At 31.8% G+C, this 26002-nt stretch carries 25 protein-coding genes and 1 other annotated feature; of the genes, 21 read left to right on the top strand and 4 right to left on the bottom strand.

The genetic code is table 11. The features are described 5' to 3' along the window. The first annotated feature begins 37 nt into the window (after window positions 1–37). From E0K96_RS01280 to E0K96_RS01260, 5 genes are all read left to right on the top strand, one after another. Window positions 38–1288, top strand: a complete 1251-nt coding sequence (locus E0K96_RS01280) for a chloride channel protein (protein WP_168080567.1) — start codon at window positions 38–40, stop codon at window positions 1286–1288. A 41-nt stretch (window positions 1289–1329) separates the two neighbouring features. Beyond that, window positions 1330–1528 (top strand) — a binding site (T-box leader). Window positions 1529–1566: 38 nt separating this feature from the next. Continuing rightward, entirely contained in the window at window positions 1567–2793 is a 1227-nt protein-coding gene (gene tyrS / locus E0K96_RS01275; protein WP_168080565.1) for a tyrosine--tRNA ligase, read from the top strand. Between the two features lie 9 nt (window positions 2794–2802). Beyond that, the gene (locus E0K96_RS01270) at window positions 2803–3147 is read left to right on the top strand and encodes an FKBP-type peptidyl-prolyl cis-trans isomerase (RefSeq protein WP_168080563.1); all 345 of its coding nucleotides are present in this window, start codon (window positions 2803–2805) and stop codon (window positions 3145–3147) included. A gap of 51 nt (window positions 3148–3198) precedes the next feature. Further along, window positions 3199–4035, top strand: a complete 837-nt coding sequence (gene truB, locus E0K96_RS01265) for a tRNA pseudouridine(55) synthase TruB (protein WP_168080561.1) — start codon at window positions 3199–3201, stop codon at window positions 4033–4035. Next, window positions 4035–4970 (top strand): bifunctional riboflavin kinase/FAD synthetase, encoded by a 936-nt coding sequence (locus tag E0K96_RS01260; protein ID WP_168080559.1) that lies wholly within the window; start codon window positions 4035–4037, stop codon window positions 4968–4970. The genes truB and E0K96_RS01260 overlap by 1 nt, the downstream gene beginning before the upstream one ends. A gap of 5 nt (window positions 4971–4975) precedes the next feature. On the opposite strand, the gene E0K96_RS01255 is transcribed toward E0K96_RS01260, so the two are convergent. After that, the gene (locus E0K96_RS01255; RefSeq protein WP_168080557.1) at window positions 4976–5839 is read right to left on the bottom strand and encodes an ROK family protein; all 864 of its coding nucleotides are present in this window, start codon (window positions 5837–5839) and stop codon (window positions 4976–4978) included. Window positions 5840–5958: 119 nt separating this feature from the next. Between E0K96_RS01255 and E0K96_RS01250 the strand changes: the two genes are divergently transcribed. The 13 genes from E0K96_RS01250 (at window position 5959) to E0K96_RS01190 (ending at window position 21038) form a co-directional block, all read left to right on the top strand. Next, window positions 5959–8106: an ATP-dependent helicase gene (locus E0K96_RS01250; protein ID WP_168080555.1), complete on the top strand. Its 2148-nt coding sequence runs from the start codon at window positions 5959–5961 to the stop codon at window positions 8104–8106. Window positions 8107–8211: 105 nt separating this feature from the next. After that, window positions 8212–10200: an NAD-dependent DNA ligase LigA gene (gene ligA / locus E0K96_RS01245; protein WP_168080553.1), complete on the top strand. Its 1989-nt coding sequence runs from the start codon at window positions 8212–8214 to the stop codon at window positions 10198–10200. Beyond that, a complete protein-coding gene (locus E0K96_RS01240; RefSeq protein ID WP_168080551.1) occupies window positions 10197–11270 on the top strand; it encodes a CamS family sex pheromone protein in 1074 nt (357 codons plus the stop codon). Before ligA ends, E0K96_RS01240 begins: the two co-directional genes overlap by 4 nt. 10 nt (window positions 11271–11280) lie before the next feature. Continuing rightward, on the top strand, window positions 11281–11568 hold the full coding sequence (gene gatC / locus E0K96_RS01235; protein WP_087245545.1) for an Asp-tRNA(Asn)/Glu-tRNA(Gln) amidotransferase subunit GatC: 288 nt from the start codon (window positions 11281–11283) through the stop codon (window positions 11566–11568). Further along, window positions 11565–13010, top strand: coding sequence for an amidase family protein (locus E0K96_RS01230; RefSeq protein ID WP_240924394.1), 1446 nt, complete (start codon window positions 11565–11567; stop codon window positions 13008–13010). The genes gatC and E0K96_RS01230 overlap by 4 nt, the downstream gene beginning before the upstream one ends. Further along, on the top strand, window positions 13003–14430 hold the full coding sequence (gene gatB / locus E0K96_RS01225; protein WP_168080549.1) for an Asp-tRNA(Asn)/Glu-tRNA(Gln) amidotransferase subunit GatB: 1428 nt from the start codon (window positions 13003–13005) through the stop codon (window positions 14428–14430). Before E0K96_RS01230 ends, gatB begins: the two co-directional genes overlap by 8 nt. A 57-nt stretch (window positions 14431–14487) precedes the next feature. Beyond that, a complete protein-coding gene (locus E0K96_RS01220) occupies window positions 14488–15192 on the top strand; it encodes an Asp23/Gls24 family envelope stress response protein (protein WP_168080547.1) in 705 nt (234 codons plus the stop codon). A gap of 42 nt (window positions 15193–15234) precedes the next feature. Further along, window positions 15235–16581: a 23S rRNA (uracil(1939)-C(5))-methyltransferase RlmD gene (gene rlmD / locus E0K96_RS01215; protein ID WP_168080545.1), complete on the top strand. Its 1347-nt coding sequence runs from the start codon at window positions 15235–15237 to the stop codon at window positions 16579–16581. 292 nt (window positions 16582–16873) lie between these two features. Then, window positions 16874–18274, top strand: a complete 1401-nt coding sequence (locus E0K96_RS01210; RefSeq protein ID WP_168080543.1) for a TrkH family potassium uptake protein — start codon at window positions 16874–16876, stop codon at window positions 18272–18274. Between the two features lie 5 nt (window positions 18275–18279). Next, complete coding sequence (locus tag E0K96_RS01205) at window positions 18280–18945, top strand: potassium channel family protein (RefSeq protein WP_087245533.1); 666 nt, start codon at window positions 18280–18282, stop codon at window positions 18943–18945. A 17-nt stretch (window positions 18946–18962) separates the two neighbouring features. Beyond that, window positions 18963–19535, top strand: coding sequence for a TetR family transcriptional regulator (locus tag E0K96_RS01200; protein WP_168080541.1), 573 nt, complete (start codon window positions 18963–18965; stop codon window positions 19533–19535). Window positions 19536–19641: 106 nt separating this feature from the next. Continuing rightward, the gene (locus tag E0K96_RS01195; RefSeq protein ID WP_168080539.1) at window positions 19642–20463 is read left to right on the top strand and encodes an MBL fold metallo-hydrolase; all 822 of its coding nucleotides are present in this window, start codon (window positions 19642–19644) and stop codon (window positions 20461–20463) included. Beyond that, window positions 20463–21038 (top strand): histidine phosphatase family protein, encoded by a 576-nt coding sequence (locus E0K96_RS01190; protein ID WP_168080537.1) that lies wholly within the window; start codon window positions 20463–20465, stop codon window positions 21036–21038. The genes E0K96_RS01195 and E0K96_RS01190 overlap by 1 nt, the downstream gene beginning before the upstream one ends. A gap of 103 nt (window positions 21039–21141) precedes the next feature. Here the strand turns inward: E0K96_RS01190 and E0K96_RS01185 are convergent, their stop codons facing one another. After that, window positions 21142–21831, bottom strand: a complete 690-nt coding sequence (locus E0K96_RS01185; RefSeq protein ID WP_168080535.1) for a YoaK family protein — start codon at window positions 21829–21831, stop codon at window positions 21142–21144. A gap of 149 nt (window positions 21832–21980) precedes the next feature. Here E0K96_RS01185 and E0K96_RS01180 point away from each other — a divergent pair, with 149 nt between their 5' ends. Continuing rightward, window positions 21981–22253 carry a hypothetical protein gene (locus E0K96_RS01180; protein ID WP_087297546.1) on the top strand — a complete coding sequence of 91 codons (273 nt, stop codon included), beginning with the start codon at window positions 21981–21983 and terminating at the stop codon, window positions 22251–22253. Window positions 22254–22309: 56 nt separating this feature from the next. Here E0K96_RS01180 and E0K96_RS01175 read toward each other — a convergent pair whose 3' ends face one another. After that, window positions 22310–22714: a MerR family transcriptional regulator gene (locus tag E0K96_RS01175; RefSeq protein WP_129736282.1), complete on the bottom strand. Its 405-nt coding sequence runs from the start codon at window positions 22712–22714 to the stop codon at window positions 22310–22312. Window positions 22715–22928: 214 nt separating this feature from the next. Here E0K96_RS01175 and E0K96_RS01170 point away from each other — a divergent pair, with 214 nt between their 5' ends. After that, window positions 22929–23810 (top strand): LysR family transcriptional regulator, encoded by an 882-nt coding sequence (locus E0K96_RS01170; protein ID WP_168080533.1) that lies wholly within the window; start codon window positions 22929–22931, stop codon window positions 23808–23810. A gap of 101 nt (window positions 23811–23911) precedes the next feature. Next, a complete protein-coding gene (locus E0K96_RS01165) occupies window positions 23912–24658 on the top strand; it encodes a carboxymuconolactone decarboxylase family protein (protein ID WP_087303832.1) in 747 nt (248 codons plus the stop codon). Window positions 24659–24673: 15 nt separating this feature from the next. On the opposite strand, the gene E0K96_RS01160 is transcribed toward E0K96_RS01165, so the two are convergent. Next, window positions 24674–25987 (bottom strand): replication-associated recombination protein A, encoded by a 1314-nt coding sequence (locus E0K96_RS01160; RefSeq protein WP_168080531.1) that lies wholly within the window; start codon window positions 25985–25987, stop codon window positions 24674–24676. Between the last annotated feature and the right edge of the window lie 15 nt (window positions 25988–26002).

Genomic DNA, 26002 nt, shown 5'->3' with positions numbered 1-26002 from the left:
CTAATTGATTTAGAAGTTTTTTTCAAAGGGGAATCTTATGTATATCAAACAATTCTTTATAGATTTAAAGTTAAATATATGTTTTGTCTGTAAGTGGTTATGGATTGCTTTTGTTTTGGGTATTGTCTGTGGTATTGTAGGAGCATTATTTCATATTTCTATTGATTATGTTACTGATTTTCGTTTGTCGCATTCATGGATTGTATGGGGATTGCCAATTGGTGGTGTTTGTATTGTCTATCTTTATCGTCTGGTTCATTTATCTCACGAACCAGGAACAAATACGATTATTCAATCTATTCGCCAACAGGAAAAAGTTCCTGTTTTATTAGCACCAGCGATTTTTTTAGCCACTATTATTACCCATTTGTTTGGAGGTTCTAGTGGAAGAGAAGGAGCTGCATTACAAATTGGTGGTTCTCTAGCAACATCTTTTGGAAAAATAATTCATGCTGATCAGCGTGAAATGTCAATGCTGATTATGTGTGGTATGAGTGCAGTCTTTTCAGCTTTATTTGGAACTCCATTAACTGCGACGCTTTTTTCCATGGAAGTTGTTAGTGTCGGTGTATTTTATTATGCGGCATTAGTTCCATGCTTATGCAGTAGTTTGATTTCATTTGGAATTGCACAACTTTTTGGATGTCAGCCAACTTTTTATCAGTTATCAATTCCTTTTCAATTAACACCAATTATGAGTTTAAAATTAGCTATTTTTGCATTTATTATTGCTGCTTTTTCCATTGTATTTGTATTAATGATGCATTATAGTCACAAATGTTTTCATCAATATTTTCATAATCCATATATACGAGTTATTATGGGATCATTCATGTTGATGATTTTGGTTTTGTTTTTTCGACAAAGATATTTAGGAGCTGGAATGGAAATTGTTGCAGAAGCTCTTTATCATCAGGCTCTACCATATGATTTTTTCATGAAAGCTATTTTTACTGCCATTACTATTGGCTGTGGTTTTAAAGGTGGAGAAATTGTTCCAACTTTTGTGATTGGTTCAACTTTAGGATATGTATCAGCTTTATTATTGGGCATTGATTCTCATCTAGGGGCTGCTATTGGAATTGTTGGTATGTTTTGTTGTGTTATTAATTCGCCACTTACAAGTCTCATGTTAGGAGCTGAAATGTTTGGTATTCAATATTTAACAGCAATGGCTATTGTTGTTGCATTGTGTTATGTTTTATCAGGATATTTTAGTTTGTATCAAGCACAAAAAATTGTATATTCTAAAACTTCAGTTGAATTTATCAATCAAAATGCAAAGTAAAAATTTTAAGTTGACTTCGACTTGAAAATCGCATATTATATATTTAAGCGTTGAAGAAGACAAGTAATTATAAATGGATGTTATAGAGAATCTATGGTTGGTGGAAATAGATCATTGTTTATAATGAATACACTTTGGAGCAGCTAAATGAAAAGTTTAGCCGGTGGAAACATCGTTATCAATAAAGAGCGTATGCTTGATGCATAAATAAAGGTGGTACCGCGAGAATTCGTCCTTTTGATGAATTCTTTTTTTATTTTATAAGGAGGATATATGTTATGAAAATTTATGATGAATTAGTATGGCGTGGTTTAATTAAAGATGTCAGCTCGCCAGATATTGAAGAAAAATTAAATAATGGAGGAATGACTTTTTATATTGGTACTGATCCCACTGGTGATAGTTTACATATTGGACATTTCTCATCATTTTTGATTAGTAAACGATTAAAGGATGCCGGACATAATCCTATTTTATTAGTAGGTGGAGCTACAGGTTTGATTGGAGATCCTAAACCTGATACTGAAAGACCAATGATTACTAAAGAAGAAGTACAACATAATTTTGAATGTCTAAAAAAACAGGCTCAGGATTTATTTGGATTTGAAGTTGTGAATAATTATGATTGGTCAAAAGATTTAAACTTCATTGATTTTTTAAGAGATTATGGTAAATATTTTAATGTCAACTATATGTTGAATAAAGATATTGTCAAAAGAAGATTAGACTTAGGAATTACATATACTGAATTTTCTTACATGATTATGCAGGCCATGGATTTCTATTGGTTATATGAAAATAAAGGTTGCCAAATGCAGGTAGCTGGACAAGATCAATGGGGAAATATTACTGCTGGTATTGAATTGATTAGAAAGAAAACAGGGAATGAAGCTTATGGATTTACAATGCCTTTGCTTACAAAATCTGATGGTACGAAATTTGGAAAAACAAACGGTCATGCCATTTGGTTAGATCGTAAAAAAACATCACCATATGAAATGTATCAGTTCTTTATTAATTCAGAAGATGATAAAGTCATTGATTACTTAAAATTCTTAACTTTCTTATCTAAAGAAGAAATTGAAGACTTAGAAGAAAAGAATAAAACACAGCCTCATTTAAGAGAAGCACATAAAGCTCTAGCAAAAGAAGTGATTACATTTATCCATGGTGAAGAAGCATATCAGGAAGCTTTGGATATTAGCCAAATGTTATTCTCTGGTAAAATTCATGATTTAACATTAGAACAAGTTCAGTCATGCTTCCATGGTGTTCCTAGTATAGATATGGAAGAAGATACACAAATTTTAAATGCTTTAGTTAAAGTAGGGGCTGCTTCATCAAATCGAGAAGCACGTCAATTTGTTACAGGTGGCTCTGTTCTTGTCAATGGAGAAAAGATTACAGATGTAAGCTTTGTTATTCAAAAAGAAAATGCTTTTGGAAAACAGGCAACTGTTATTAGACGTGGTAAGAAAAATTATTATGTCATTAATCATAAATAGGAGGACAAGATGAAAAAAATATTAGGAAGTTTATTTGTACTATCTTTGTTATTTGGATGTTTTTCATCGGATACGTCTTCAGCTGCTCAAAATGGCGATTATGTGATCATTGATTTTGTAGGAAAAATGGATGGTGTAGCTTTCGATGGTGGAAGTGCAGAAGGTTATAGGTTAAAATTAGGATTAGATACCATGATTGATGGTTTTGAAGATGGTATTGTAGGTATGAAAATTGGTGAAGAAAAAACAATTACTGCTACTTTCCCAGAAAATTATGTGACTGCCCCTGATTTAGCAGGAAAAGAAGCAACATTTGATATTACTTTGCACAAGATTTATCGTGAAATTCAATAAATTTGAGTCTAATGACTCATTTTTATATTTCACAGATGAGGAGGTTTTGAAATGGATGGAATATTGTTAGTTAATAAACCAGCAGGTATGACAAGTCATGATGTTGTGAATCGTATGAGAAAGATTCTTCATACAAAAAAAGTTGGACATTGTGGGACATTGGATCCTGATGCCACAGGTGTTCTGGTTTTGTGTATTGGCAAAGCAACAAAGGCTTTACAATTTTTAATGAGTGAAACAAAAGTTTATCAGGCAACACTCTTTTTAGGAACGGCTACTGATACATACGATAGTAGTGGTCAAATTATGGAAGAAAAAGCCTTTCATGGTGTAAGAGATGTTGAAGAAACTTTACAGTCTTTTATTGGAAAGCAACAACAAATTCCGCCTATTTATTCGGCTATTAAAGTGCATGGAAAAAAATTGTATGAATATGCCAGAAATCAGGAACATGTAGATATTCAACCTCGAACTATTATGATTGAAAAAATAAAGTTAATTTCCCAACAAGATCAATCCATAACATTTCAGGTAAAATGTTCTAAAGGCACATATATTCGTTCATTGTGTGTAGATATAGGAAAAAAGTTGGGCTATCCTGCACATATGACTCATTTAATACGTTTAGCTTCAGGAGAGTTTTATCTTGAAGACTGTTATAGTTTAGAAGATATTGAACAAGGACATTATCAGTTCATGAGTTTAGAAGATGCATTTCAACATTTTGAACATTATTACATTGATGATGAAAATATTGTTTATCATGGTAAAAAAATAAAGAGTGATATTGATCATCAGGTTGTTGTATGTAATCAAAATCATAAGGTTTTAGCGGTTTATGGACCTGATGGTGAAGGATATTTAAAAAGTATAAGAGGGCTATTTTAATGGAAATCATTTATTTAAAAGAAGATATGCAATTACATATGACAGACTCTATTGTAGCAGCAATTGGTTTTTTTGATGGTTTACATGTAGGGCATATGGCACTTGTTGAAGAAGCAGAACGAGTTGCAGGCACAAAGCATTATCATAAAGCTTTAATAACTTTTGATCATTATCCACTTTATGTATTAGGAAAGTTAAAAGAAGAAAAATGTCTGACTTCCATTGATGATCGTTATGAAATTCTTAAAAAAAGAGGATTTGATTATTTGTTTGTGATTGAATTTACATCCAATGTTGCTGCTTTATCGCCTCAAGAATTCATACAGAAATATCTTATTGAATGTGGTATCAAGCATGTAGTCTGTGGCTTTGATTTTCGTTTTGGTGCAAAAAATCAGGGTGATGCGAAAACATTGCAGGAATCTTTTGGTCTTAATGTCAGTGTTATTGATGAAGTCATTTATAAAGGAGAAAAGATTTCTTCAACACGTATTCGTCAGCATCTAGAAAATGGACAGATGAAAGATCTAAATGAATTATTAGGACGTCAATACTGTGTACATGGTCTGGTTATCCACGGTAGACATATTGGACATGAAATTGGTTTTCCAACAGCTAATATTGATTATGGTTCTTATTTTTTACCTTGTGGTGGTGTCTATGCTGTTAAAGTGATTATCAATCAAAATACCTACATGGGAATGTGTAATATTGGATATAATCCCACTTTTCAACCATTAGATAAAGCTTCTTTAGAAGTTCATATTTTAGATTTTAATCATGATATTTATGGAAAAGAGATTTACGTAGAATTTTATGATTTGATACGTAAAGAAAAACCATTTCATTCTAAAGAAGAACTCATTCAACAACTTTATAAAGATCGTGAATATGTCAGAGAATATTTTTCTCAAATAGCAAAGGAGATTAATTGATAAAATTAACCTCCTTTTTTGCTGTGAAAATGATACAATGCTCCAAGTAAATTGGCTTCATTTTGAAATTGACAGGCTTTAATAACTGGTTCATGATCATCTTCTTTGTATTGTTTTCTTAAATCATGAAATTGTTTTTGAATAGTTTGAATGAGAAATGGCTGTTGACTGATTCCACCACCAATAGTTACGATATCTAAATCTAATAAATAATCAAGATTATAGATCATTGTTGCAATCTGTAAACAATAGTGTTCAAAATACTGCATAGCTTGATGAGATGAAGTCAGTTGTTGAAATACAATCTGCCCATCTTCAGGACATTTTAAAATATCACTCAGATCATGAATGAGTTTAACAGCATTATATTCTTTACCAAAGTTAGAATAGCCATTTGATGTAGGGATTAAAAAAGAACCGAGCTCTCCAATTTTATAGTGTTTTGATTCTACGATTTTTTCATGTAATATATATGTTCCACCAATACCTGTACCTAAGACAATCATAAAACCATTATCAACGTTCTTTAAGCTTCCCTTCCACATTTCACCCAAAGCAGCGCATTTGGCATCATTTTGTAAAGTGACTGGTAAGTGAGTTAAACTGGAAAATTCTTGACAAAAATCTGTTTCATTAAAATAGGGCAGTAAAGTAATAGCGTGGATATATCCTCTTTGACTATCAATAAGACCGGGCATACTGACAGCTATTCCTTCGATTTCTTTTGTGATTAATGTTTTTAAAGCATGATAGAATGTTTCTTTGTTGGTTTTGACAGTAGGAATCATATTCTTTTGTAAGCATATCCCACTAGACTGATAATATCCATATTTGGTATATGTACCACCTATATCTATAGCTAAATACATGATTTTCACCTCTTTTTCATTATTTCATTGATTCATTTTGAATTCAACCTTTATTCATGTTTTTGATTTCTTTTTTGAGTAATTATGATATAATGATTAGACTGAGAGGATGTGATACGATGAATTTAGACAAACTATTAAATCCAAAACAAAAGGAAGCAGCCACTTATTTAGATTCTCATTTACGTATTATTGCAGGAGCAGGAAGTGGGAAAACACGTGTTTTAACATATCGTATTGCTTACTTGATTGAAGAAGTGGGGATTGAGCCTCGACATATATTGGCTATTACTTTTACAAATAAAGCAGCGAATGAAATGCGTCAAAGAGTTGTGGATTTATTAGGTGAATATGCTTCAGGCGCTCTTTTATGTACAATTCATTCATTATGCGTCAGAATATTAAGACAACATATTCATGCTTTTCATTATCCTCATCATTTTGTTATTATGGATGAAGAAGATCAAAAATCATTATTAAAGAAGATTTTTAAAGATAAAAATATTGATAGTAAAACAATGAGTGTAAAAAGCTGTATTCATTATATATCATCATGTAAAATGGCTGAAATCTCACCACAAAAAGCGTATAAATTAGCAGGAGATTTTATAGGTGAGGCCAAAAAAGCAATTGTTTATCAGGAATATGAAAAATATAAAGAAGAACATTTTATGCTGGATTTTGATGATTTGTTGCTGAAGACTGTTGAATTATTTGAGAAATTCCCAGAAATTCTAGAAAAATGGCAACGTAAATTTCAATATATACATGTAGATGAGTTTCAGGATGTTGGAAATATTGATTATAAATTGATTCATCTTTTATCAGGTCAAGCAACTTTATGTGTAGTTGGAGATCCTGATCAGACAATCTATTCTTTTAGAGGTTCTGATGTGAATTATATAATGAATTTTGATAAAGATTATTCTCATGTCAAAACCATTATTCTTGATCAGAATTATCGTTCTACAAAAACAATATTAGATATATCGAATAATTTGATTCGAAAAAATAAAAATCGTTTAGAAAAAGATTTGTTTACACAATTAGAAGATGGTGATAAAGTTGTGCACTATTCAGCAGGCGATGAAGAAGCAGAAGCTGAGTTTGTCTGTCAGACAATTGAAAATATTATACATCAGGTTGATGGTGTGAATTATCATGATTTTGCGATTCTCTATCGTGCTAATTATTTATCACGTCCTTTTGAACAGAAATTAATTCAGCATCAGATTGATTATAAAATATTTGGTGGATTAAAGTTTTTTAATCGTAAAGAAATTAAAGATGCATTAAGTTATTTACGCTTAATGGTATTTATGGATGATTTATCTTTTGAACGTATTATTAATGTTCCTAGTCGTGGTATTGGTCAAAAAACACTTGAAAAAATCCAACTGAAAGCGATTGATTATGGCATTAGCTGTTATGAAGCTGTTTGTTTATATAGTGATGAAATTGGATTGAAAGGTAAAGTGAAAAAAGCCATCAGTGAATTTGTACAAGCTATTGAAAAAGCAAGACAATCAAGAAATCCTTTGGCTGATGTCTTTGAATACTTATTAAAAGATATTGGTTATTTTGAAATGCTAAGAAATGATGAAGACGAAAATCGTATTCAAAACATTATGGAGTTAAAAAACTCTATTGCTGGATATATGAATACCCATCCAGATAGTGCTACTTTTGAAAGTTATTTACAGGATATTGCTTTATATACATCACAAGATGATATGACGCAGGATGAATATGTATCATTAATGAGTATTCATATGGCTAAAGGTCTGGAGTTTAACTATGTCTTTGTTGTGGGATTGTCACAGGATGTCTTTCCAAGTTTTAGAAGCGTTTCTGAAGAAGGAGAAGAGGGGATGGAAGAAGAACGTAGATTGGCTTATGTGGCATTTACGCGTGCGAAAAAGCGTCTATATCTGACGGATAGTCAAGGATTTAATTATATGACGAATTCTCCTAAAATGGCTTCTCAGTTTATTGATGAAATTGGTGTAGATCATGTTGAACATATTGGTAAGCCTTCACCATTTAAAACAAAACAATTTGTACATTTAGGTCCAACTGTTGATGAGATGATAGGTGATAATGATATTCATGACTGGAAACAGGGTGATTTTGTAGAGCATGATGTCTTTGGTAAAGGTGTTATTGTTAAAGTTCATGGAAATACTTTGGATATTGCTTTTTCCATGCCATATGGTTTAAAAACATTGATGGCACAGCATAAGGCTTTAAGACGTTTATCGTCATAAAAATGATGTGAAAATAAGGATAATTTTGGGTGATGAATTTTGATGTTTTGTATTTGATTCATCATCTTTTTTTGATATAATGAGCAAGTGAATGGAGTGTGTAAAATGACATTAGAAAGATTGAATGAAATCAAAAAATTATTAAATGAATATAATTATCAATATTATGTCTTAGATAATCCAACAGTATCCGATCAGGAATATGATCGTTTGATGCAAGAGTTGCAAAGTATAGAAGCTAAACATCCTGAATGGGTAACTCCTGATTCACCAAGTCAACGTGTGGGTGGAGAAGTCTTAGAAGGATTTCAGAAAATTACGCATCAAAGAATGATGTTGTCTTTAGGAAATATTTTTAATGAAGATGAACTGAGAGAATTCGATGATCGTATTCGTGATGTGTTTCCTCAAGCTGAATATGTCTGTGAGTTAAAAATAGATGGCTTAGCTGTTTCATTAGTGTATGCTGATGGACAATTGAGTTATGGAGCAACACGTGGTGATGGAACAATTGGTGAAGATATTACGCATAATGTCAAAACAATTAAATCTATTCCATTATCAATTGATTATCAGGGAGATTTTGAAGTGCGTGGAGAAATCTATATGCCTAAAAAATCTTTTGAACAATTGAATCATCAACGTCAACAAGCAGGTGAAGCCTTATTTGCGAATCCTCGAAATGCGGCTGCTGGAAGTGTTAGACAGTTAGATTCAAGTATTGCTGCTAAACGTGGCTTAGATGCATTTTTATATATGGTGCCAACGGCTCAGGAAGTAGGGTGTCAAACACATAAAGAAGCTTTAGATTATATTGCAAAACTGGGCTTCAAAGTCAATCCTATGACACGTGTTTGTGCAAATATTGATGAAGTATGGAATTTCATTATGGAAATGACAGAAAAACGTCAATCTTTGCCTTACGAAATAGATGGTATAGTGATTAAAGTGAATAATTTAGCATGGCAGGAAAGATTAGGGTATACAGCAAAAGTTCCTAAATGGGCTGTTGCCTATAAATTCCCAGCTGAAGAAGTTGTCACAAAACTTAAGGATATTATTTTTACAATTGGAAGAACGGGTCAAATTACGCCAAATGCGGTTTTGGAACCTGTACGTGTCGCTGGTAGTACCGTTCAACGTGCGACATTACATAATGAAGATAACGTTGTTCATAAGGATATTCGTGTTGGCGATTATGTTGTGGTCCGTAAAGCAGGAGATGTTATCCCAGAAGTTGTTCGATCTTTAAAAGAAAGACGTGATGGAACAGAACAGAAATTTAAGATGATTGATGTTTGTCCATATTGTGGGACACCGCTTGTTAGAAAAGACAATGAGGCTGCTTATTATTGTTTAAATGAGCATTGTGATTCTAAGAAGATTGAGCGCATCATTCATTTCGCATCTCGTGATGCTATGAATATAGAAGGATTAGGAGAAAAAATTATAGAACAATTTTATAATTTAGGTTTTGTTCGTTCTATTGAAGATATTTATAGTTTATCTAGTCATGAACAGGAAATTATAGATATAGAAGGATTTGGTAGAAAATCAATGGATAATTTGTTAGAGGCTATTGAAAAAAGTAAAGGCAATTCAATGGAGAAATTATTATTTGGTTTAGGAATTAAAGGAATCGGTGCTAAAATGGCTGATAACTTAGCTAAGGAGTTTAAAAGTATGGATGCTTTGCTTGAGGCTTCAACAGCTAAGTTGCTTTCTATGCGTGATGTTGGCGATACACTTGTTCAATCTTTAAATCGTTTTAGAAGTCAACCTCAATCAATGGCTTTATTACAACATTTAAAAGATCTCGGTTTAAATATGAATTATCTAAAAGATACATCTTTACTTCAAGAAAGTATTTTTAATGGAAAAACTGTTTGTGTCACAGGAACATTAGAATTGATGACGCGTAAGGAGATTAAAGAGTATCTTGCCAGACTAGGTGCTAATGTGACAGGTAGTGTATCTAAAAAAACAGATTATCTGATCTGTGGTCGTGATGCTGGAAGTAAACTTGAAAAGGCCAGAGAATTAGGTGTGACTGTATTAAGTGAAGAACAATTTAAGGAGGAGGTTGATTTATGAAAAGAATAATATGTGTTTGTATAGCTTTCTTATTGTTGTTGACTGGTTGTCAATCTTCACAAGATACTGTTGAAGAAGAAACAACAAACAATACTGCGTCAATGGAGTCATTTGATGATACTTATTATAATATCGTCAAATTTGAAGATAGTGAATTGAGAGAAGATTTCTATTTAGATTATGGCGCAACATCTGATTTCTCTTCAATTGGAAGAGGATTACAAATTTTATCATCACAATATTTTTCGACTTCTGATCATTATATGAGTGAAGGTCAATATTTAAAGCTTGCTTTAAAACAAGAAATGGTTAAACGTGATAGTGATTATTCTTTACAGCCTGCTGCTGGAACAAAGATTGCCAATGTCAGTGATCCAACAATGGTTCAACAGATTCAAGAACAGGATTTTTGGGAAAAATCAGGTGATAAATATACTTTAAAAGGTGCGTCATTTGTGATTGTTCTTGATCCGCGTGATAAAAATAATGCTCGTTTAAAAACGCAGATGGATGATCAATCTATTTTAAATTATGGGTATGAATGTAGTGAGAGATTATATGAAATTATTCAATCTCACGAAGATTTTGAAAAGTTAAAGAATTTACCTGTTTTAATTACGGTTTATCAGGCAACTGATTTAACAGAAAGTACTGTAGATGGAAATTATATTTTAAAGACATACTGTGATGGTTCTTATGGAAATAGTGAAGAAGTAAATTTTGAAACTGTTTTGTTTTCAAGTACACGTGCCGAAGAATTAGATGCTACAACATCTAATGAATTTGATATTATTAAAAGTAATTTAAAAGATGCAGCAACTGAAGCTGCTGGATTAGTAGGAACTGCCAGATATCAAAATGGTGAAATCCAATCAATGGTTATGGAAGCTCATTTAAATGTGAAAACAGCAACTGAATTGATGTATTTATCTTCTATTTTAGCGAATGGTGTTGATACACGTTTTTCATCTGATTTTGATATTAAAGTGCTTATATATTCACAAGATGAATTACAGGCGATTGTGATTAAAGATAGAGGACAAGACGTTAAAAGTTATTACTTATATTAGAGGATGGACTATGGACGAAAGAGAATTAATTCAATCATTAGCAAAAGATGTAAAGTTATCTGTTTTGGATGAAAACATGGATACTTTCATTGAAGCATATCATCAATTTCTCAAACAGGTTCAAAGTCTAGAAAGTATTCAAACTGAAGGTGTAGAGCCTTTGGTTTTTCCTTTTGAGGTAGAAACTTCTTTTTTAAGGGAAGATAGTATACAGGATGTTATGCGTAGAGAAGATATTTTAAAAAATGCAAAACACATCAAAAATCAACAAATTCAGATTCCTAAGGTGGTGGAATGATGAATGTTTATAGTATAGAAGAATTGCATCAGGGTTTTAAAACTGGTCAAATTCTTCCTGAAAATTATTATCAGGAGATTTGGCATGAGGCTCAATATCAGCAAAAACGCTTAAATGCTTTTGCGCTTATGACGTTTGATAAAGCACAACAAGATTTAAAACATGCGCAATTTCAAAATGTTTTGAGTGGAATTCCCTATGTTTTAAAAGATAATTTTAATACAAAAGGGATTTATACAACAGCATCCAGCCGTATGTTGGCTGATTATTTACCTGTATATAATGCACATATTGTTGATTTACTGGAAAAAGCAGAATGCTGTTTAATTGGAAAAGCTTCAATGGATGAATTAGGCATGGGAACTATGAATATGACTGCTTTGACAGGACCTGTTTTGAATCCATGGAATATTCAAAGAGTTGCTGGTGGTTCATCTGGAGGATGTGCAGCATTAGTTGGAAGTGGCGTTGTTCCTTTTGCAATTGGGAGTGACACAGGTGATTCTATTCGTCGTCCTGCTGGTTTTTGTGGCATTGTAGGAATGAAACCTACATGGGGATTGATATCACGTTATGGTTTGATTCCTTATGCTGCCAGTTTAGATACGGTTGGTGCTATGACCAGAAGCGTTAAAGATATGAGTATTGTTTTAGAAAATATTGCTGGCTATGATGAACATGATATGACATCATGTACTAAAAAAGTACCATCTTATTATCAATTTTTATCTTCAGATATATCTCATTTGAAGATTGCTGTCATAAAAAATGTATATGAAAGATTAACGGATTCACGCATAAAAGAAAAATTTATGAATTGTGTTTCCATATTCAAAAGATTAGGGGCAACAATTCATGAAGTTGAATTTCCAGATACTTATCTTCAGGCTTTATCACCAGTTTATCAGATTATTGCTAATGGGGAAGCTACAAGTCAACATGCCTGCTTAGATGGCATTAAGTATGGTTTGCAAAAACAAGGGGAAAATATAGATGATATGATTATACGTACTCGAAGCCAGGGTTTTCATCAAAGCATTCAACAGCGTTTTATTTTAGGTTCATTGGCCTTGAAACAGGAAAATCAGGAAAAGATGTTTAGAAAAGCTCAACAGGTCAGACGACTCATTGTCAATTCGATTCAAGATTTATATCGCCATTATGATATTATTTTGACCCCTAATGGTGAGGGAATTGCTCCTTTCCTTGATGAAGCTAAGCAAGTTGAATATACATTAGTTGATGATTTTTTGATCGTTGCGAATTTGGCAGGATTACCAAGTTTAACTTTACCATGTGGTTTTGTTGACCATATGCCTGTAGCCATTCATATAATGGGGCGATGTTTTGAGGAACAGACTGTTCTCAATTGTGCCCATGCGTTAGAAAAATCGCTATCTTTTTCTCAGCAATATTGCCAAAAGGAGATTCAACATGTTTGAAACAATCATAGGTATTGAAGTCCACTGTGAATTAAAAACACAGTCAAAAATGTTTTCTTCAGCTCCTGTTTCATTTGGACAACCACCTAATAGTCAAACTCATGTTATAGATTTAGCGATGCCAGGAACTTTACCATCGGTTAATAAAAAAGCAGTGGAAATGGCTATTCGTGTTTGTCATGCCTTGCATATGGATATAGATAGTTTGCTTCGTTTTGATCGTAAGAATTATTATTATCCAGATTTACCAAAAGGTTTCCAAATAACGCAACAATATCATCCTATTGGTAAAAATGGATATTTAGATATTGAAGTCAATGGACAAAAAATACATATCAATATAGAACAGCTTCATCTTGAAGAAGATACAGCAAAACTCACACATGATGACGATTATACATTGATTGATTATAATCGTGCAGGTATTCCTTTGATTGAAATTGTGACACAACCTCAGTTTCATAATAGTCAGGAAGTTTGTGCTTATTTGGAAGCTTTAAGAATGATTTTGATTTATACTGATGTTTCAGATGCTATTATGGCTCAAGGGTCTATGCGCTGTGATATTAATATTTCATTACGCCCTGAAGGGTCTCAAGGCTATGGTGAAAAAGTGGAAATTAAAAATTTGAATTCACTCGCTAATGTGCAAAAAGCGATTGATTTTGAAATTCAAAGACAGACAGAACTTTTATTGAATCATTGTCCCGTTCCAAGACAAACGCGACGTTTTGATGAAAAGACACAAATGACAATAGCGATGCGTGATAAGGAATTATTAGCTGATTATCGTTATTATCCTGAACCTAATATTTTACCAGTTCGTCTACCATGGCAATGGATTGAAAGTATTAAAGATCATTTACCAGTGCTTCCAGCACAAAGACGCGATAAATATATTCATGAATATAAACTTTCAGTAAAAGAAGCTGATACGCTTTTATTGAATAAAGATTTATCAGACTTTTATGACCAGGTTATTGAACAATGTATATATTATGATACTGTATGTCACTGGCTTATTGGAGATGTTTTGTCTTATCTTCATAAAAATCATTTACATATTCATGATATATTTGAAGTTCAGGATTTTGCGAAACTGATGAATATGACAGGTCAAGGAATTGTTTCTTCGAAACAAACAAAACAGATTTTATCATTAATGATTTTAGAAAAAAAGGATCCTTTAACTATTATGCAAAAACATCATATTCAACAAATGAATGATGAAAATGTTTTGATAGAGCTGATTGAAGAACTGCTAGATAATCACTTTCAATTGGTTCAGGATTACCATCAGGGTAAGACAAATCTTTTAGGTTATTTTGTAGGACAAGTCATGAAAAAAACTCAAGGACAAGCGAATCCTCAAAAAACAAATCAATTATTAAAACAGTTATTGGAAAAAAGAAAAACATAATGTTCTATACATTGTTCATGAATTTTGGTACAATAGAGAAAAAGTAGGTGAAAAATAATGGCAAAAAAATTTCATTTTGATGATGAAGACGATATTCAGGATGAATACCAACCTTCATCATATCTTGATGATTTAGAAAGCAAAAGAGAAAATGTGCCTTATACTGCAATAGATGAAGAAGATGACGAGGAAGAGGAGCCAATGAAGAAAAAGAAAAAAGGTTTTGTTATGAAATGGTGGCACTATCTGCTCATTTTATTTGGAGCTTTAGCTGTTGCTTTTATTATTTATATCGTAGTTTTATCATTTAATAATGGTCCTGTCTACGGAGATCGCTGTGAAGGTATGGTGAGTGTTTCTAAAGATGCCAGAGATTCAACTGTGTCAACTATGGAAGAAAAATATGATGAAATTGAATCAATGACACTTTCAACTGAATGTCGTCAATTAAAATTAGATATTACTTTTAAAGCAGGTATGAGCACTAAAGAAGCACAAAATATTGCAGAAGAAACAGTTCAAACTTTGGATGGTATTGTGGGAAGAGAAAAAGAAGATGGCCAAAAATATAGTGATTTATTTGGTACAATTGATGGTGTGACACAATATGAAGTCAATGTTTTCATGACATCTTCTGATAGTGAAGATTTTCCGATTTATGGAACAAAAAATATTCAAAATGATGAGTTTTCCTATACTTTAGCTTCTGTAAGAGATGAAGAAAGTGCAAAGAAAGCTCAAGAAACTTTAACGGATGAATAAAACGAGCTAAGCTCGTTTTTTTATAGGAGGACATATATTATTATGCAAAAGAATGAATATATTGAGGCAAAATGTATTGATTATACTCATGATGGGATGGGAATTGTCAGATATGAAGGAATGCCAATTTTTGTGAAAAATATGCTGGTTGATGAAATTGGAAAAATCAAGATTATTAAAGTTTTGAAAAAATATGCCATTGGAAGGCTTATTGAATTGAGTGATTCCAGTCCACTTCGTCAAGAAGCAAGATGTCCGATATTTAAACAATGTGGTGGCTGCCATTTACAGCATTTAAATCAATTGGCACAACAGCAGTTGAAAACCAAGAGGGTTGCAGATACATTACTTAAAATTGGTCATTGTCAAGTGCCAGTTGAACCATGCCTCATGATGGAAAATCCCTGGTTTTATCGTAATAAGGTTCAAGTTCCTGTAGGAATGCATCAAAACCATCTGGTGACTGGATTTTATAAGCAACATAGTAATGATATTGTGGCGATGGATCAATGTTATATTCAAAATGAGTTATCTAATCAGATCATCCCTTTTACAAGACAATTGTTGGAAGAAGTAGGTGAAAAGGCTTATGATAAAGTCACACATCAGGGAAATATTAAGCATATTCTTGTCAAATATGGTTATCATACGAATCAGGCTATGCTTGTTTTCATTACGTATCAACGTTCTATTCGTCAAAAAGACTATTTAATACAAGCTCTTAAAAAGCAATTTCCTCAGTTAAAAACAATCATTCAAAATTATAATCCTCGCCATGATAATGTGATTTTAGGTGATGATGTTATGATTTTAGATGGTGATGGATATATAGAAGATCAGTTATTAGGAAACACATATCGTATTTCTTTGAAATCTTTTTATCAGATCAACCCATTACAGGTGGAAGTCTTATATCAAAAAGCCATTGAATATGCTAATTTGCAACCAACTGATGAAGTGATAGATGCTTATTGTGGAATTGGAACAATATCTTTATCATTAGCTCAATATGTTCATAAGGTTTATGGTGTTGAAATTGTTGAACAGGCAATTATTGATGCTAAAGAAAATGCAAAAAGAAATCATATTGATAATGTTGAATTTTATTGTCAGGATGCTGGTGAATTTATGGTTGATTTTGCGACAAAGCATAAACATATTGACGCTGTGATTGTCGATCCACCTAGAAAAGGATGTTCTCAATTATTTTTGAATCAGCTATTGTTATTATCTCCTGATAAAATTGTATATATTTCATGTGATGTGGCAACCCAGGCAAGAGATATTGATATCTTGCAACAACATGGATACCATGCTGTGAAATGTCAGCCTGTTGATATGTTTCCACAAAGCTTTCATATCGAAAATATTGTGCTTCTTACAAAATAAGATAAAACCTATTGTTTTGGTTGACAAAAAAGTTAACTGTGCTACAATGGAGGTCGAATAAGTGGTGGAGTCTGTCATAAAGCTAATACGCTTTATTTATTCGAGAGTTTTACTTTATATGTGTAAAATAAAATATCTTGACAGATTCTTTTAGGAATCTGTTTTTTTATAAACAGATTTGAAGGGAGTTGTCATATAGGAAAAGATATGGGTTGAAATAGATTATTTTATAATTGTTTTATAAAAATATATGATATTTTATATCAAATGTTAATATTTATGGAGGAGAAAGATGGAAACGGTTGATTTTCATAAATCAAAGAAAAAGAAAGTCTTTTCACCTATGCGACGTATTGCTTTTAGCTTTTTTATGGTAATACTGGTAGGTTCTTTGTTATTGGCTTGTCCATTTTCAAATCAAGGAGCAGTTGCTCCATACATTGATCATTTGTTTATTGCAACATCAGCGACTTGTGTAACTGGCTTGGTGCCACTTGTTGTCGCTGATCAATATACACTCATTGGACAACTTATTATTATTTTGCTTATTCAAATTGGTGGATTGGGATTCTTGACCTTATTGAATATGTTTATTTATGCTTTAAGGAAAAGGTTAACATATACAAATAAAATTATTATGCAGGAAGCATTAAATCAGAATTCTATGGCTGCCATTGGAGTTTATATTAAAAGAGTTATTAAATATACAGCTTTTTTTGAAATTGTTGGTGCATTATTATTATGTATTGTTTTTGTTCCTGAATTTGGTCTTGTGAAAGGAATTTATTATGGATTCTGGCATTCAATTTCAGCTTTCTGTAATGCTGGTTTTGATATTCTTGGTCCTAATTCTTTGATTCCTTATCAAACAAATGTTCTAATGAATTTGACGATTGCTGGTTTGATTATTGCTGGAGGTTTGGGATTTGTTGTTTGGATTGATTTAAGAATGTCTTGGCGTCACTATAAAGAAAATTTTAAATTTTTTAGGATAAAGACATTTTTCTCATCATTATCTCTTCATACAAAAATTGTTCTTTTAGCAACAGTCTCATTATTGCTAGGGGGAACATTAGTCATTTTATTCCTTGAATATAATAATCCAGGAACATTAGGACCATTGCCATGGGGTGATAAAATTTTAGCAAGTTTCTTCCAGTCTACGACAACGAGAACTGCTGGATTTGCTTCTGTTGATATGGCCTCTTTACATGATTCGACAAAATTATTTATGTCTATTCTCATGTTTATTGGTGGTTCACCAGCAGGAACAGCTGGGGGAATTAAAACAGCTACTTTAGTTATTGCATTAATGTATTTACATTCTTTACAGAATGGTTATGAAGTTGTCACAATGTTTAAACGTCGTATTGATGATCAGGTCGTGAAACGTTCATTGACTATTGCTATATTAAGTTTCTTTGTTTGTTCGTTGGGATTATTTATATTGTCGATGAATGAAGGTGCAGATTTTATTGATTTAATCTTTGAAGTCTTCTCAGCATTTGGAACAGTTGGTTTATCTGCATCACTCACACCAACTTTGACTGTCATAGGAAAAATAGTTATTATTATATTAATGTATATTGGACGTATTGGGCCAATGACAATGGTATTAGTCTTTGCAAAGAAATATAAACAAAAGAAAGGAAAGGACATCGTTTATCCAGTTGGTGATGTTCTGATAGGATAGGGAAAATGAAAAGTAAACAAGTTGTAGTATTAGGGTTAGGTGTTTTTGGTTCAACAATTACCAAAACATTATCACAGTATGGTTGTGAGGTTGTGGCAGTAGATAAATGCCCTGAATGTGTACAAAGAGTTTCAGAATTTGCTACAAAGGCAGTTATTGGAGATATTACTGATAAAGATTTTTTGATTGATTTAGGAATCGAAGAATTTGATGTTGGTATTGTTGCTATTGGTAATCATTTAGAAGAAAGTCTTTTAGGTGTTTTGAATTTAAAAGAAATTGGTATTCCATATATTATCGCAAAAGCTAAGAATAAAAGATTTAAATCTATCTTAGAAAAAATTGGTGCTGATCGTATTATTCGTCCTGAAAAAGAAATGGGAGAAAGACTCGCACGAACATTGCTTAGAAAGAACATAACTGATTTGGTTGAACTTGATGAAAATTATAGCTTAGTGGAAATGAAAGTACCACAGGCATGGGTTGGACATACGTTATCTTCTTTAGATTTAAGAAAAAAATATGGAATCAATATTTTAGGACAACGTGATATGGAAACACAGAAAATTGAACTTTATGTTAATCCGGAACATGTCTTACGTGTAAATGATCATTTCTTAATGGTCGCTGAAACTGAAAAAATTGAAAGATTTGATTATTTAATTGTTTAATGTTGGCAGGTGAATATATGTCTATTGATGTAAAAAGAATATTAGGAACAGCTTTGTTAGAATTGACTCAAAAAAAGCCTTTAGAATCTTTGACAGTATCGCAAATTTTAAAAGAAACAGGTGTCAGCAGGCAAACATTTTATAATCATTTTAAAGATAAGAATGATTTGATTTGCTATGTTTATGATACATTTATTGTTCCTGATTTTCATGATCAGAATATGAATATTGATTTTCATGATTCACTATTAGTGACTTTTGAAAATATAAAAAAATATCACTGGTTTATGAAACAGGCGTGTCAAATGGAAGGGCAGAACTGTTTAAAGGATTATATTGTTGATCATTGTCAAGCTTTTGATTTAAAGTGGCATCAGGAGCTTTATGGCAAAGAACCTATGCCAGATGCTTTAAGGTTTGCAACAATCTATCATGCTCATGCATCTAGTAGTATGACATTATCTTGGATTCTTTCTGATATGCCAGTTCCATGTGAAGATATTGTTCAAATGATTGTTGAGATGCGAGAACTAGGCATGGATAAATTATTTCAAGATAGTGACAATTCAATTCATCCTTATCAGAAATAGACAAATTCATAGAAATGTCCATTTTTAGACAAAACAAAAAATATATAAATAGAAATCTCCTTCTTTTTATACTAAAATAAAAGTATAAAAGAAAGGAGATTTTTTGATGAGAAATATAGTTAAGAATAATAAAGGGCAGGCGGTTGCTCCTGATTCCATCCCTATAACAAAGGAAGCCTTTTATAGTGACCAGGAAACACGTATTTATTGGCTAGGTGGTGCAGGCATTATGATACACAGTTATCAGACAAATGTTATGATTGACCCAGTATTAGAAGGATTTGATATTCCTTTGTTGTATGAAGTGCCTATTTTATCACAGGATGTTCCACAATTAGATGGTATATTGATTACTCATATAGATAATGATCATTTTTCTCGACCTACTTGCCGTCATGTACAAAATGTTTGTCAACAATATTATGCTCCTAATTATGTTGCAGATGTTATGAATGAAGAAGGATTTCAAACTGAAAAGCATGATATTGGTGATGTTTTTCAAGTACAGGATTTATCTGTTCAATTAACTCGAGCACAACATAACTGGCAAAATGGTTCGAAAAAATGGCAATATCGTTATTGGGAAGAGAAAGATTATTGTGGTTATTGGTTAAAAACGCCTGATGGAACAATTTGGTTACCTGGTGATTCACGTTTATTAGATGAACATTTGCATATGCCTAAACCAGATGTTATATTATTTGATTTTGCTGATAATGATTGGCATATTACTTTGGATGGAGCAATTCAATTGGCTAATACGTACCCTCACGCTCATTTGATTTGTATACATTGGGGTAGTGTTGATGCTCCAGATATGACACCATTTAATGGTAATCCTGAAGATTTATACCAAAGAGTCATGAATCCTGATAGAATACATGTGTTGGCTCCAGGTGAAGCATTTGTTTTAAAGGGTGAACATTAATGAAAACATTATACCTCATGCGTCATGGTGAAACCTTGTTTAATGTTCTTCATAAGATTCAAGGATGGTGTGATTCTCCATTGACATCAAAAGGAATTCAACAAGCCCTTTTAGCAAAAAAATGGTTTGAGGAACATCAGATTCATTTTGATCATGCTTATAGTTCAACAAGTGAAAGATGTTGTGATACATTAGAATTAATAACGTCCATGCCATATCAGCGATGTAAAGGACTTAAAGAAAATAATTATGGCTTACTAGAAGGAGAACATGGTTATTTGGCAGAAAATGATCCTCAAAAATGTGAAACCTATTATTTGCAATTTGGTGGTGAATCTAATAATACTTTAAAAGAGAGAATGGTTGATACATTAACTGCCATCATGGAAAAAGAAGATCATCATTCTGTTTTGGCAGTAAGTCATGGTGGCGCCTGTTTTAATTTTTTAAGAGCATGGCAAGATCCAACAGAAGAATTAAAAAAAGGATTTGGAAATTGTTGTATTTTTGTATATGAATATGGCAATCATCAATTTTATTTAAAAAATGTGATTAGACAAGACGATAAGTCATAAGAACTCTATGATGAATTTAAGTTGAAATAACAGTAAAAAATATATATTGAGATTTCATTGAATATAGGTAATAGTGATAGATATGAAAAAAGATGATTTGGTGTCAAATCATCTTTTCTATATGTTGAATTGGATAAGCATATTTTTCAATATATATTAAATATCCTAAATTAATGGAAACAGGAATCATTAAAAACCAAATGGCTGCTAAAGAAAAAATGGACCATAGAAGATACGACAAAGCAACACCACAATGAAAACATAATAAAGTGCCACCAAAAAAACAGCCTTTTTTGAGTTTTTCTTGTTTGATTGTGGTATCCTGTATTAAAAAATATTCTGTCAATGATACAACAGTCTGTTTGATATTATTGGTTGAAAAAATAGTAGAACTTGTATATCCCATAGCGCCTTTGAAAATACACCATTGAAATGCTGTAACAAAAAAACAAGGATACAAAGCAATGATTGGCGGTATGTCTTCAGGAATAAATCCCAATATAACAATACATATCATTTCAAGATATAAAACAAGGTGTTTAAGATTCCGTTGAGATTTATATGTTAAAACTGTGGCAATCATTATTGCTAGAATATATATAAGAAGGGCACCTATTCTCATTAAAGATTCCACATAATTAGTTCCAAATATATTTTTGATCAGTTCAATTAAATTGGCGGTTTGTGCAGATCCAAAAATATTCATTCTAGCAAAAATAGCATATCCACCTAAGAAACCACCTATCATAGCCATCAAAAAATGAAGAATAACATCTTGATGATCTTTTTTCATTGATAACACTCCCTTAAATGCTTTTTTATTATATCACTCGACATCTATTTGACAATATATACTGATAAAAAATAAAAAAAATTTAAGTTTTTTATTGTTGAAAGGGCTTTTATTTTATATAATAGAAATATGAAAAGAGGCGAGGTTAGGTGTATTATATTTCACCATATGCTTTATATAAACTCGTAAAGCAATTGTTTCATGATGTCAATGATGTTAATGATATGACATTATATGCTTATCGTGAAAACAAATGTTGGAAAATTGGTTTTTCTAATGAGTATATTGATCAAATTCCTGATGATTCTATAAATATCAGTTATGAATTTAAAGATGGATTTTTAAAAAATAGTCCACAGCAGGCAACTGAGGAAATTATGAAAAGTTTAAGGCGCTATGAACAAGATCGTATATCTATATAAAAGCATAAGGAAAGCTGGTAAATGAAATGTTATCAGCTTTTTTATGTGAAAAAACATCATAATGATTTGTTTTCATCACTATGATGTTTATTTTGATTATAAGCTTTGAGCGCTTTTTGATAATATTCACATTTATAATCAATTAAATCAAGTTGTTTTTGTAAATCTTGCATTTGTTTTTCAACAGTTTTTTTACGTTCTACAAACAATTCATAACGTTGTTGTAAAGAAATATCGCCTTGTTTGACTAATTCGATGAAATGCTTTATTTCTTTAATAGACATACCCGTGTTTTTAAAGCATTCAATAATTTCAAGCATACGAATATCATCCTCTTTAAAAATACGATAACCAGAATCTTTACGTTCAATATAAGGAAGCAACCCTTCTTTATCATAATATCTTAAAGTAGAAACAGGTAAATTCATGATTTTAGAAACATCACTGATAGAATAATTCATATGTTTTCATCTCCTTGTTTTTTATCATAATGTTTTTGAGTATAAAATGCAATATATCTTTATAACATAAGAAAGTATGAAATGATTTTTTGATACTTTCTCCTGTGTTATAAAGCCAATAAAGTCAATTGAAATCATTTGCGTAGTTATCAATCAAAAGAAAAGGTATAAAAAAGTTATTTTTTTTAGTACAATAGTAAAAAGGGGGCTCATTATGGAAATTAGAATATTGAGATATTTTTTAACAGTTGCAAGAGAAGAAAATATTACACGTGCAGCAGCAGTATTGCATATTACACAACCGACTTTATCAAGACAGCTCATACAATTAGAAGAAGAATTGAATACGCAATTATTAATTAGGGGAAAAAATAAGGTTACCTTAACAGATGCAGGCATGTTGTTAAGAAGAAGAGCGGAAGAAATTATTGATTTAGCCGATAAAACTGAAAAGGAATTTTTAGCAGCTGATGAATTAATAGCAGGGGAGATTTTTGTTGGTGCAGGAGAAATTAATGCTATGCATCAGTTAGGAGAATTTATGATGGATTTTCATCGTCGCTTTCCACATATTCAATATCATTTGTATAGTGACAATGCTGATGATGTTAAACAGAAAATTGATCAGGGATTTTTAGATATAGGGTTACTTACTGAACCTGTTGATATTGAAAAATATGATTTTGTACGTTTAAATTATAAAGAAGCATGGGGTATTATTGCACCTTTAAATAGCGAAATCGCTAAAAAAGAGTATGTAACACCTGAAGACATAAAAAAATTACCACTCCTTATAGGGCATCGTTTAATTGTCCAAAATGAGCTGGCACATTGGATGGGATTGGATATTAGTGATTTAAATATTGTTGCGACTTATGACTTGATATATAATGCTGCTATTTTGGTTGAAAAAGGGTTAGGATATGCGTTGTGTCTAGACAAAATTGTATATATGTCAAATCAATCATTAGTTCGTTTTATCCCTTTAAAACCAGCCTATGAAACTGGAGCAGTTATTGTATGGAAAAAACATCAAGTTTTTTCAGCTACAGCGACACGTTTTATTCAAGAACTTTATACATATTTTCATAAATAGATATTTCATGCTTAAAAAGTATGGCTACAAATACATAATAAGTATTAGACAGGTTATTTTTAAAGTTTTAAAATAAAATTATCAAGGAGGAAAATTTATTTATGAGAGATATTGAAAAAGCAAAAGAATTATATCAGTCATTGCATAAAAATCATTTTTGTCCTCATGATTTAGCATACGAGGAAATGATGATTCATTATATTTATGGTGATGTTTATCAGCATGGTAATCTTGATTTACGTCTTAGAGAATTGATTTTAATTGTTGTTAATACAACGAATATGACTTTAGAATCTTTAAAAGAACATGTTTATGCTGCTTTAAAGGCTAATGTGACTCCAGTTGAAATGAAAGAAGCCATTTATCAATGTACTCCATATATTGGTGTAGGCAAAGTGAAAGAAGCTCTTGATGCTGTTCATGATGTTTTTGTTGAAAATCAAATTGAATTACCTTTGGAAGATCAATCAACAGTAGAAGAAGAAACAAGATTCCAAGCTGGATTTGATGTTCAAAGTGAAGCGTTTGGTCGTGAGAATATTCAAGCTAATCATGATCATGCACCTCAAGAATTAAAACATATTCAAGATTATTTATCTGCACATTGTTTTGGAGATTTTTATACACGTCAGGGGCTTGATTTAAAAATAAGAGAAATGTTAACTTTTGTTATGTTGGCAACTTTAGGTGGCTGTGAAAATCAGTTGCGTGCTCATACTATGGCTAATATACAAGTTGGAAATAGTAGAGACATGTTAATTGATGTGATTACACAATGTCAACCTTATATTGGTTTTCCAAGAACTTTAAACGCTATCAATATTATTAATGAAGTTACACAAAAATAAAAGGCCATTGACCTTTTATTTTTGATGTTTACGTTTCCATTGTTGAATTTGTTGAAGTCGCAGTGCGACTTTTTTTTCATTTCCTTGATTTGTTGGATGATAATATTCTCTGTCTTGAAGTGATTCAGGTAAGCAAGTCATAGTTGTCAGTTTATCTTGAAAATCATGTGCATATTGATAACCTTTACCATAATTTAAATCTTTCATTAAACGGGTAGGGGCATTGCGTAAATGTAAGGGAACTGGTTTGGCGATTGTTTTTAATGCATCCTTTTTAGCAGCTTCATAAGCGACATATAGAGCGTTAGATTTAACTGATAAAGATAAATAAGTGACAACATGAGTAAGATGGACACTGCATTCAGGCATTCCAATAAAATGACAAGCCTGATATCCTGCAATAGCAATTTCTAATGCTCTACTATCAGCCATACCAATATCTTCGCTTGCAAATCTAACAAGTCGTCGTGCAATATATAAAGGGTCTTCACCAGCTTCTAGCATTCTGGCTAACCAGTAAATAGCAGCATTGACATCACTATTACGCATTGATTTGTGTAATGCAGAAATCAAATTATAATGCTCTTCACCATTTTTATCATAGAGTAATGATTTTTGACTTGTCATTTGTTCGATAATTTGAGGAGTAATAGTCATGTGATCATGCTCATGAGGAGCATTATAAAAAGCCATTTCTAATGTGTTAAGAGCAACTCTAGCATCTCCATTTGCAAAATGAGCGATCATTGATAAACTTGAAGAATCAATATCAACATGAAAGTGACCAAAACCTCTAGGATCTTCAATAGCATGATGCAAAAGTTCCATAATATCTTCAACATTTAAAGCATTTAAGACAAAAACTTTACAACGTGATAATAATGCTGAATTGATTTCAAATGAAGGATTTTCAGTTGTTGCACCAATGAGAGTAATACTTCCTTGTTCTACATATGGTAAAAAAGCATCCTGTTGTGCTTTATTGAAACGATGAATTTCATCAATGAAAACAATGGTTTTGATTCCTTGAAGATGTGTCTCCATGGCATCTTGCATGATTTTTTTTATTTCTTTGATACCACTATTGACAGCACTAAAATCAATGAAATGTGCTTTTGTTGTTTGGGCTATAATTTTTGCCAGAGTCGTTTTTCCAACTCCTGGAGGACCCCAGAATATCATAGAAGGAATCTGATCATTTTGTATAAATTGCCATAACACTTTACCTTTACCAACAAGATGTTTTTGTCCTACATATTGGTCCAATGTCAGAGGTCTTAAACGATTGGCCAAAGGCTCTAAAACAGGCTGTTCTTTTGAGATTTTCATACCATTCACCAGCTT

Source organism: Massilimicrobiota sp. SW1139 (assembly GCF_012027715.1).
GTDB lineage: Bacteria > Bacillota_I > Bacilli_A > Erysipelotrichales > Coprobacillaceae > Allocoprobacillus > Allocoprobacillus merdigallinarum.
This window is presented reverse-complemented; position numbering and strand designations above follow the sequence as displayed.

What these genes read in the sequence shown, in the direction of transcription:
- E0K96_RS01165 (WP_087303832.1), top strand. Translation starts at nt 23,912, where the DNA reads ATGAGAGATATTGAAAAAGCAAAAGAATTATATCAGTCATTGCATAAA.
- truB (WP_168080561.1), top strand. Translation starts at nt 3,199, where the DNA reads ATGGATGGAATATTGTTAGTTAATAAACCAGCAGGTATGACAAGTCAT.
- E0K96_RS01250 (WP_168080555.1), top strand. Translation starts at nt 5,959, where the DNA reads ATGAATTTAGACAAACTATTAAATCCAAAACAAAAGGAAGCAGCCACT.
- E0K96_RS01255 (WP_168080557.1), bottom strand. Translation starts at nt 5,839, where the DNA reads ATGTATTTAGCTATAGATATAGGTGGTACATATACCAAATATGGATAT.
- E0K96_RS01170 (WP_168080533.1), top strand. Translation starts at nt 22,929, where the DNA reads ATGGAAATTAGAATATTGAGATATTTTTTAACAGTTGCAAGAGAAGAA.
- E0K96_RS01220 (WP_168080547.1), top strand. Translation starts at nt 14,488, where the DNA reads ATGGCAAAAAAATTTCATTTTGATGATGAAGACGATATTCAGGATGAA.
- E0K96_RS01210 (WP_168080543.1), top strand. Translation starts at nt 16,874, where the DNA reads ATGGAAACGGTTGATTTTCATAAATCAAAGAAAAAGAAAGTCTTTTCA.
- E0K96_RS01175 (WP_129736282.1), bottom strand. Translation starts at nt 22,714, where the DNA reads ATGAATTATTCTATCAGTGATGTTTCTAAAATCATGAATTTACCTGTT.
- ligA (WP_168080553.1), top strand. Translation starts at nt 8,212, where the DNA reads ATGACATTAGAAAGATTGAATGAAATCAAAAAATTATTAAATGAATAT.
- E0K96_RS01160 (WP_168080531.1), bottom strand. Translation starts at nt 25,987, where the DNA reads ATGAAAATCTCAAAAGAACAGCCTGTTTTAGAGCCTTTGGCCAATCGT.
- E0K96_RS01205 (WP_087245533.1), top strand. Translation starts at nt 18,280, where the DNA reads ATGAAAAGTAAACAAGTTGTAGTATTAGGGTTAGGTGTTTTTGGTTCA.
- gatB (WP_168080549.1), top strand. Translation starts at nt 13,003, where the DNA reads ATGTTTGAAACAATCATAGGTATTGAAGTCCACTGTGAATTAAAAACA.
- rlmD (WP_168080545.1), top strand. Translation starts at nt 15,235, where the DNA reads ATGCAAAAGAATGAATATATTGAGGCAAAATGTATTGATTATACTCAT.
- E0K96_RS01260 (WP_168080559.1), top strand. Translation starts at nt 4,035, where the DNA reads ATGGAAATCATTTATTTAAAAGAAGATATGCAATTACATATGACAGAC.
- E0K96_RS01230 (WP_240924394.1), top strand. Translation starts at nt 11,565, where the DNA reads ATGATGAATGTTTATAGTATAGAAGAATTGCATCAGGGTTTTAAAACT.
- E0K96_RS01190 (WP_168080537.1), top strand. Translation starts at nt 20,463, where the DNA reads ATGAAAACATTATACCTCATGCGTCATGGTGAAACCTTGTTTAATGTT.
- E0K96_RS01185 (WP_168080535.1), bottom strand. Translation starts at nt 21,831, where the DNA reads ATGAAAAAAGATCATCAAGATGTTATTCTTCATTTTTTGATGGCTATG.
- tyrS (WP_168080565.1), top strand. Translation starts at nt 1,567, where the DNA reads ATGAAAATTTATGATGAATTAGTATGGCGTGGTTTAATTAAAGATGTC.
- E0K96_RS01240 (WP_168080551.1), top strand. Translation starts at nt 10,197, where the DNA reads ATGAAAAGAATAATATGTGTTTGTATAGCTTTCTTATTGTTGTTGACT.
- E0K96_RS01200 (WP_168080541.1), top strand. Translation starts at nt 18,963, where the DNA reads ATGTCTATTGATGTAAAAAGAATATTAGGAACAGCTTTGTTAGAATTG.
- gatC (WP_087245545.1), top strand. Translation starts at nt 11,281, where the DNA reads ATGGACGAAAGAGAATTAATTCAATCATTAGCAAAAGATGTAAAGTTA.
- E0K96_RS01270 (WP_168080563.1), top strand. Translation starts at nt 2,803, where the DNA reads ATGAAAAAAATATTAGGAAGTTTATTTGTACTATCTTTGTTATTTGGA.
- E0K96_RS01280 (WP_168080567.1), top strand. Translation starts at nt 38, where the DNA reads ATGTATATCAAACAATTCTTTATAGATTTAAAGTTAAATATATGTTTT.
- E0K96_RS01195 (WP_168080539.1), top strand. Translation starts at nt 19,642, where the DNA reads ATGAGAAATATAGTTAAGAATAATAAAGGGCAGGCGGTTGCTCCTGAT.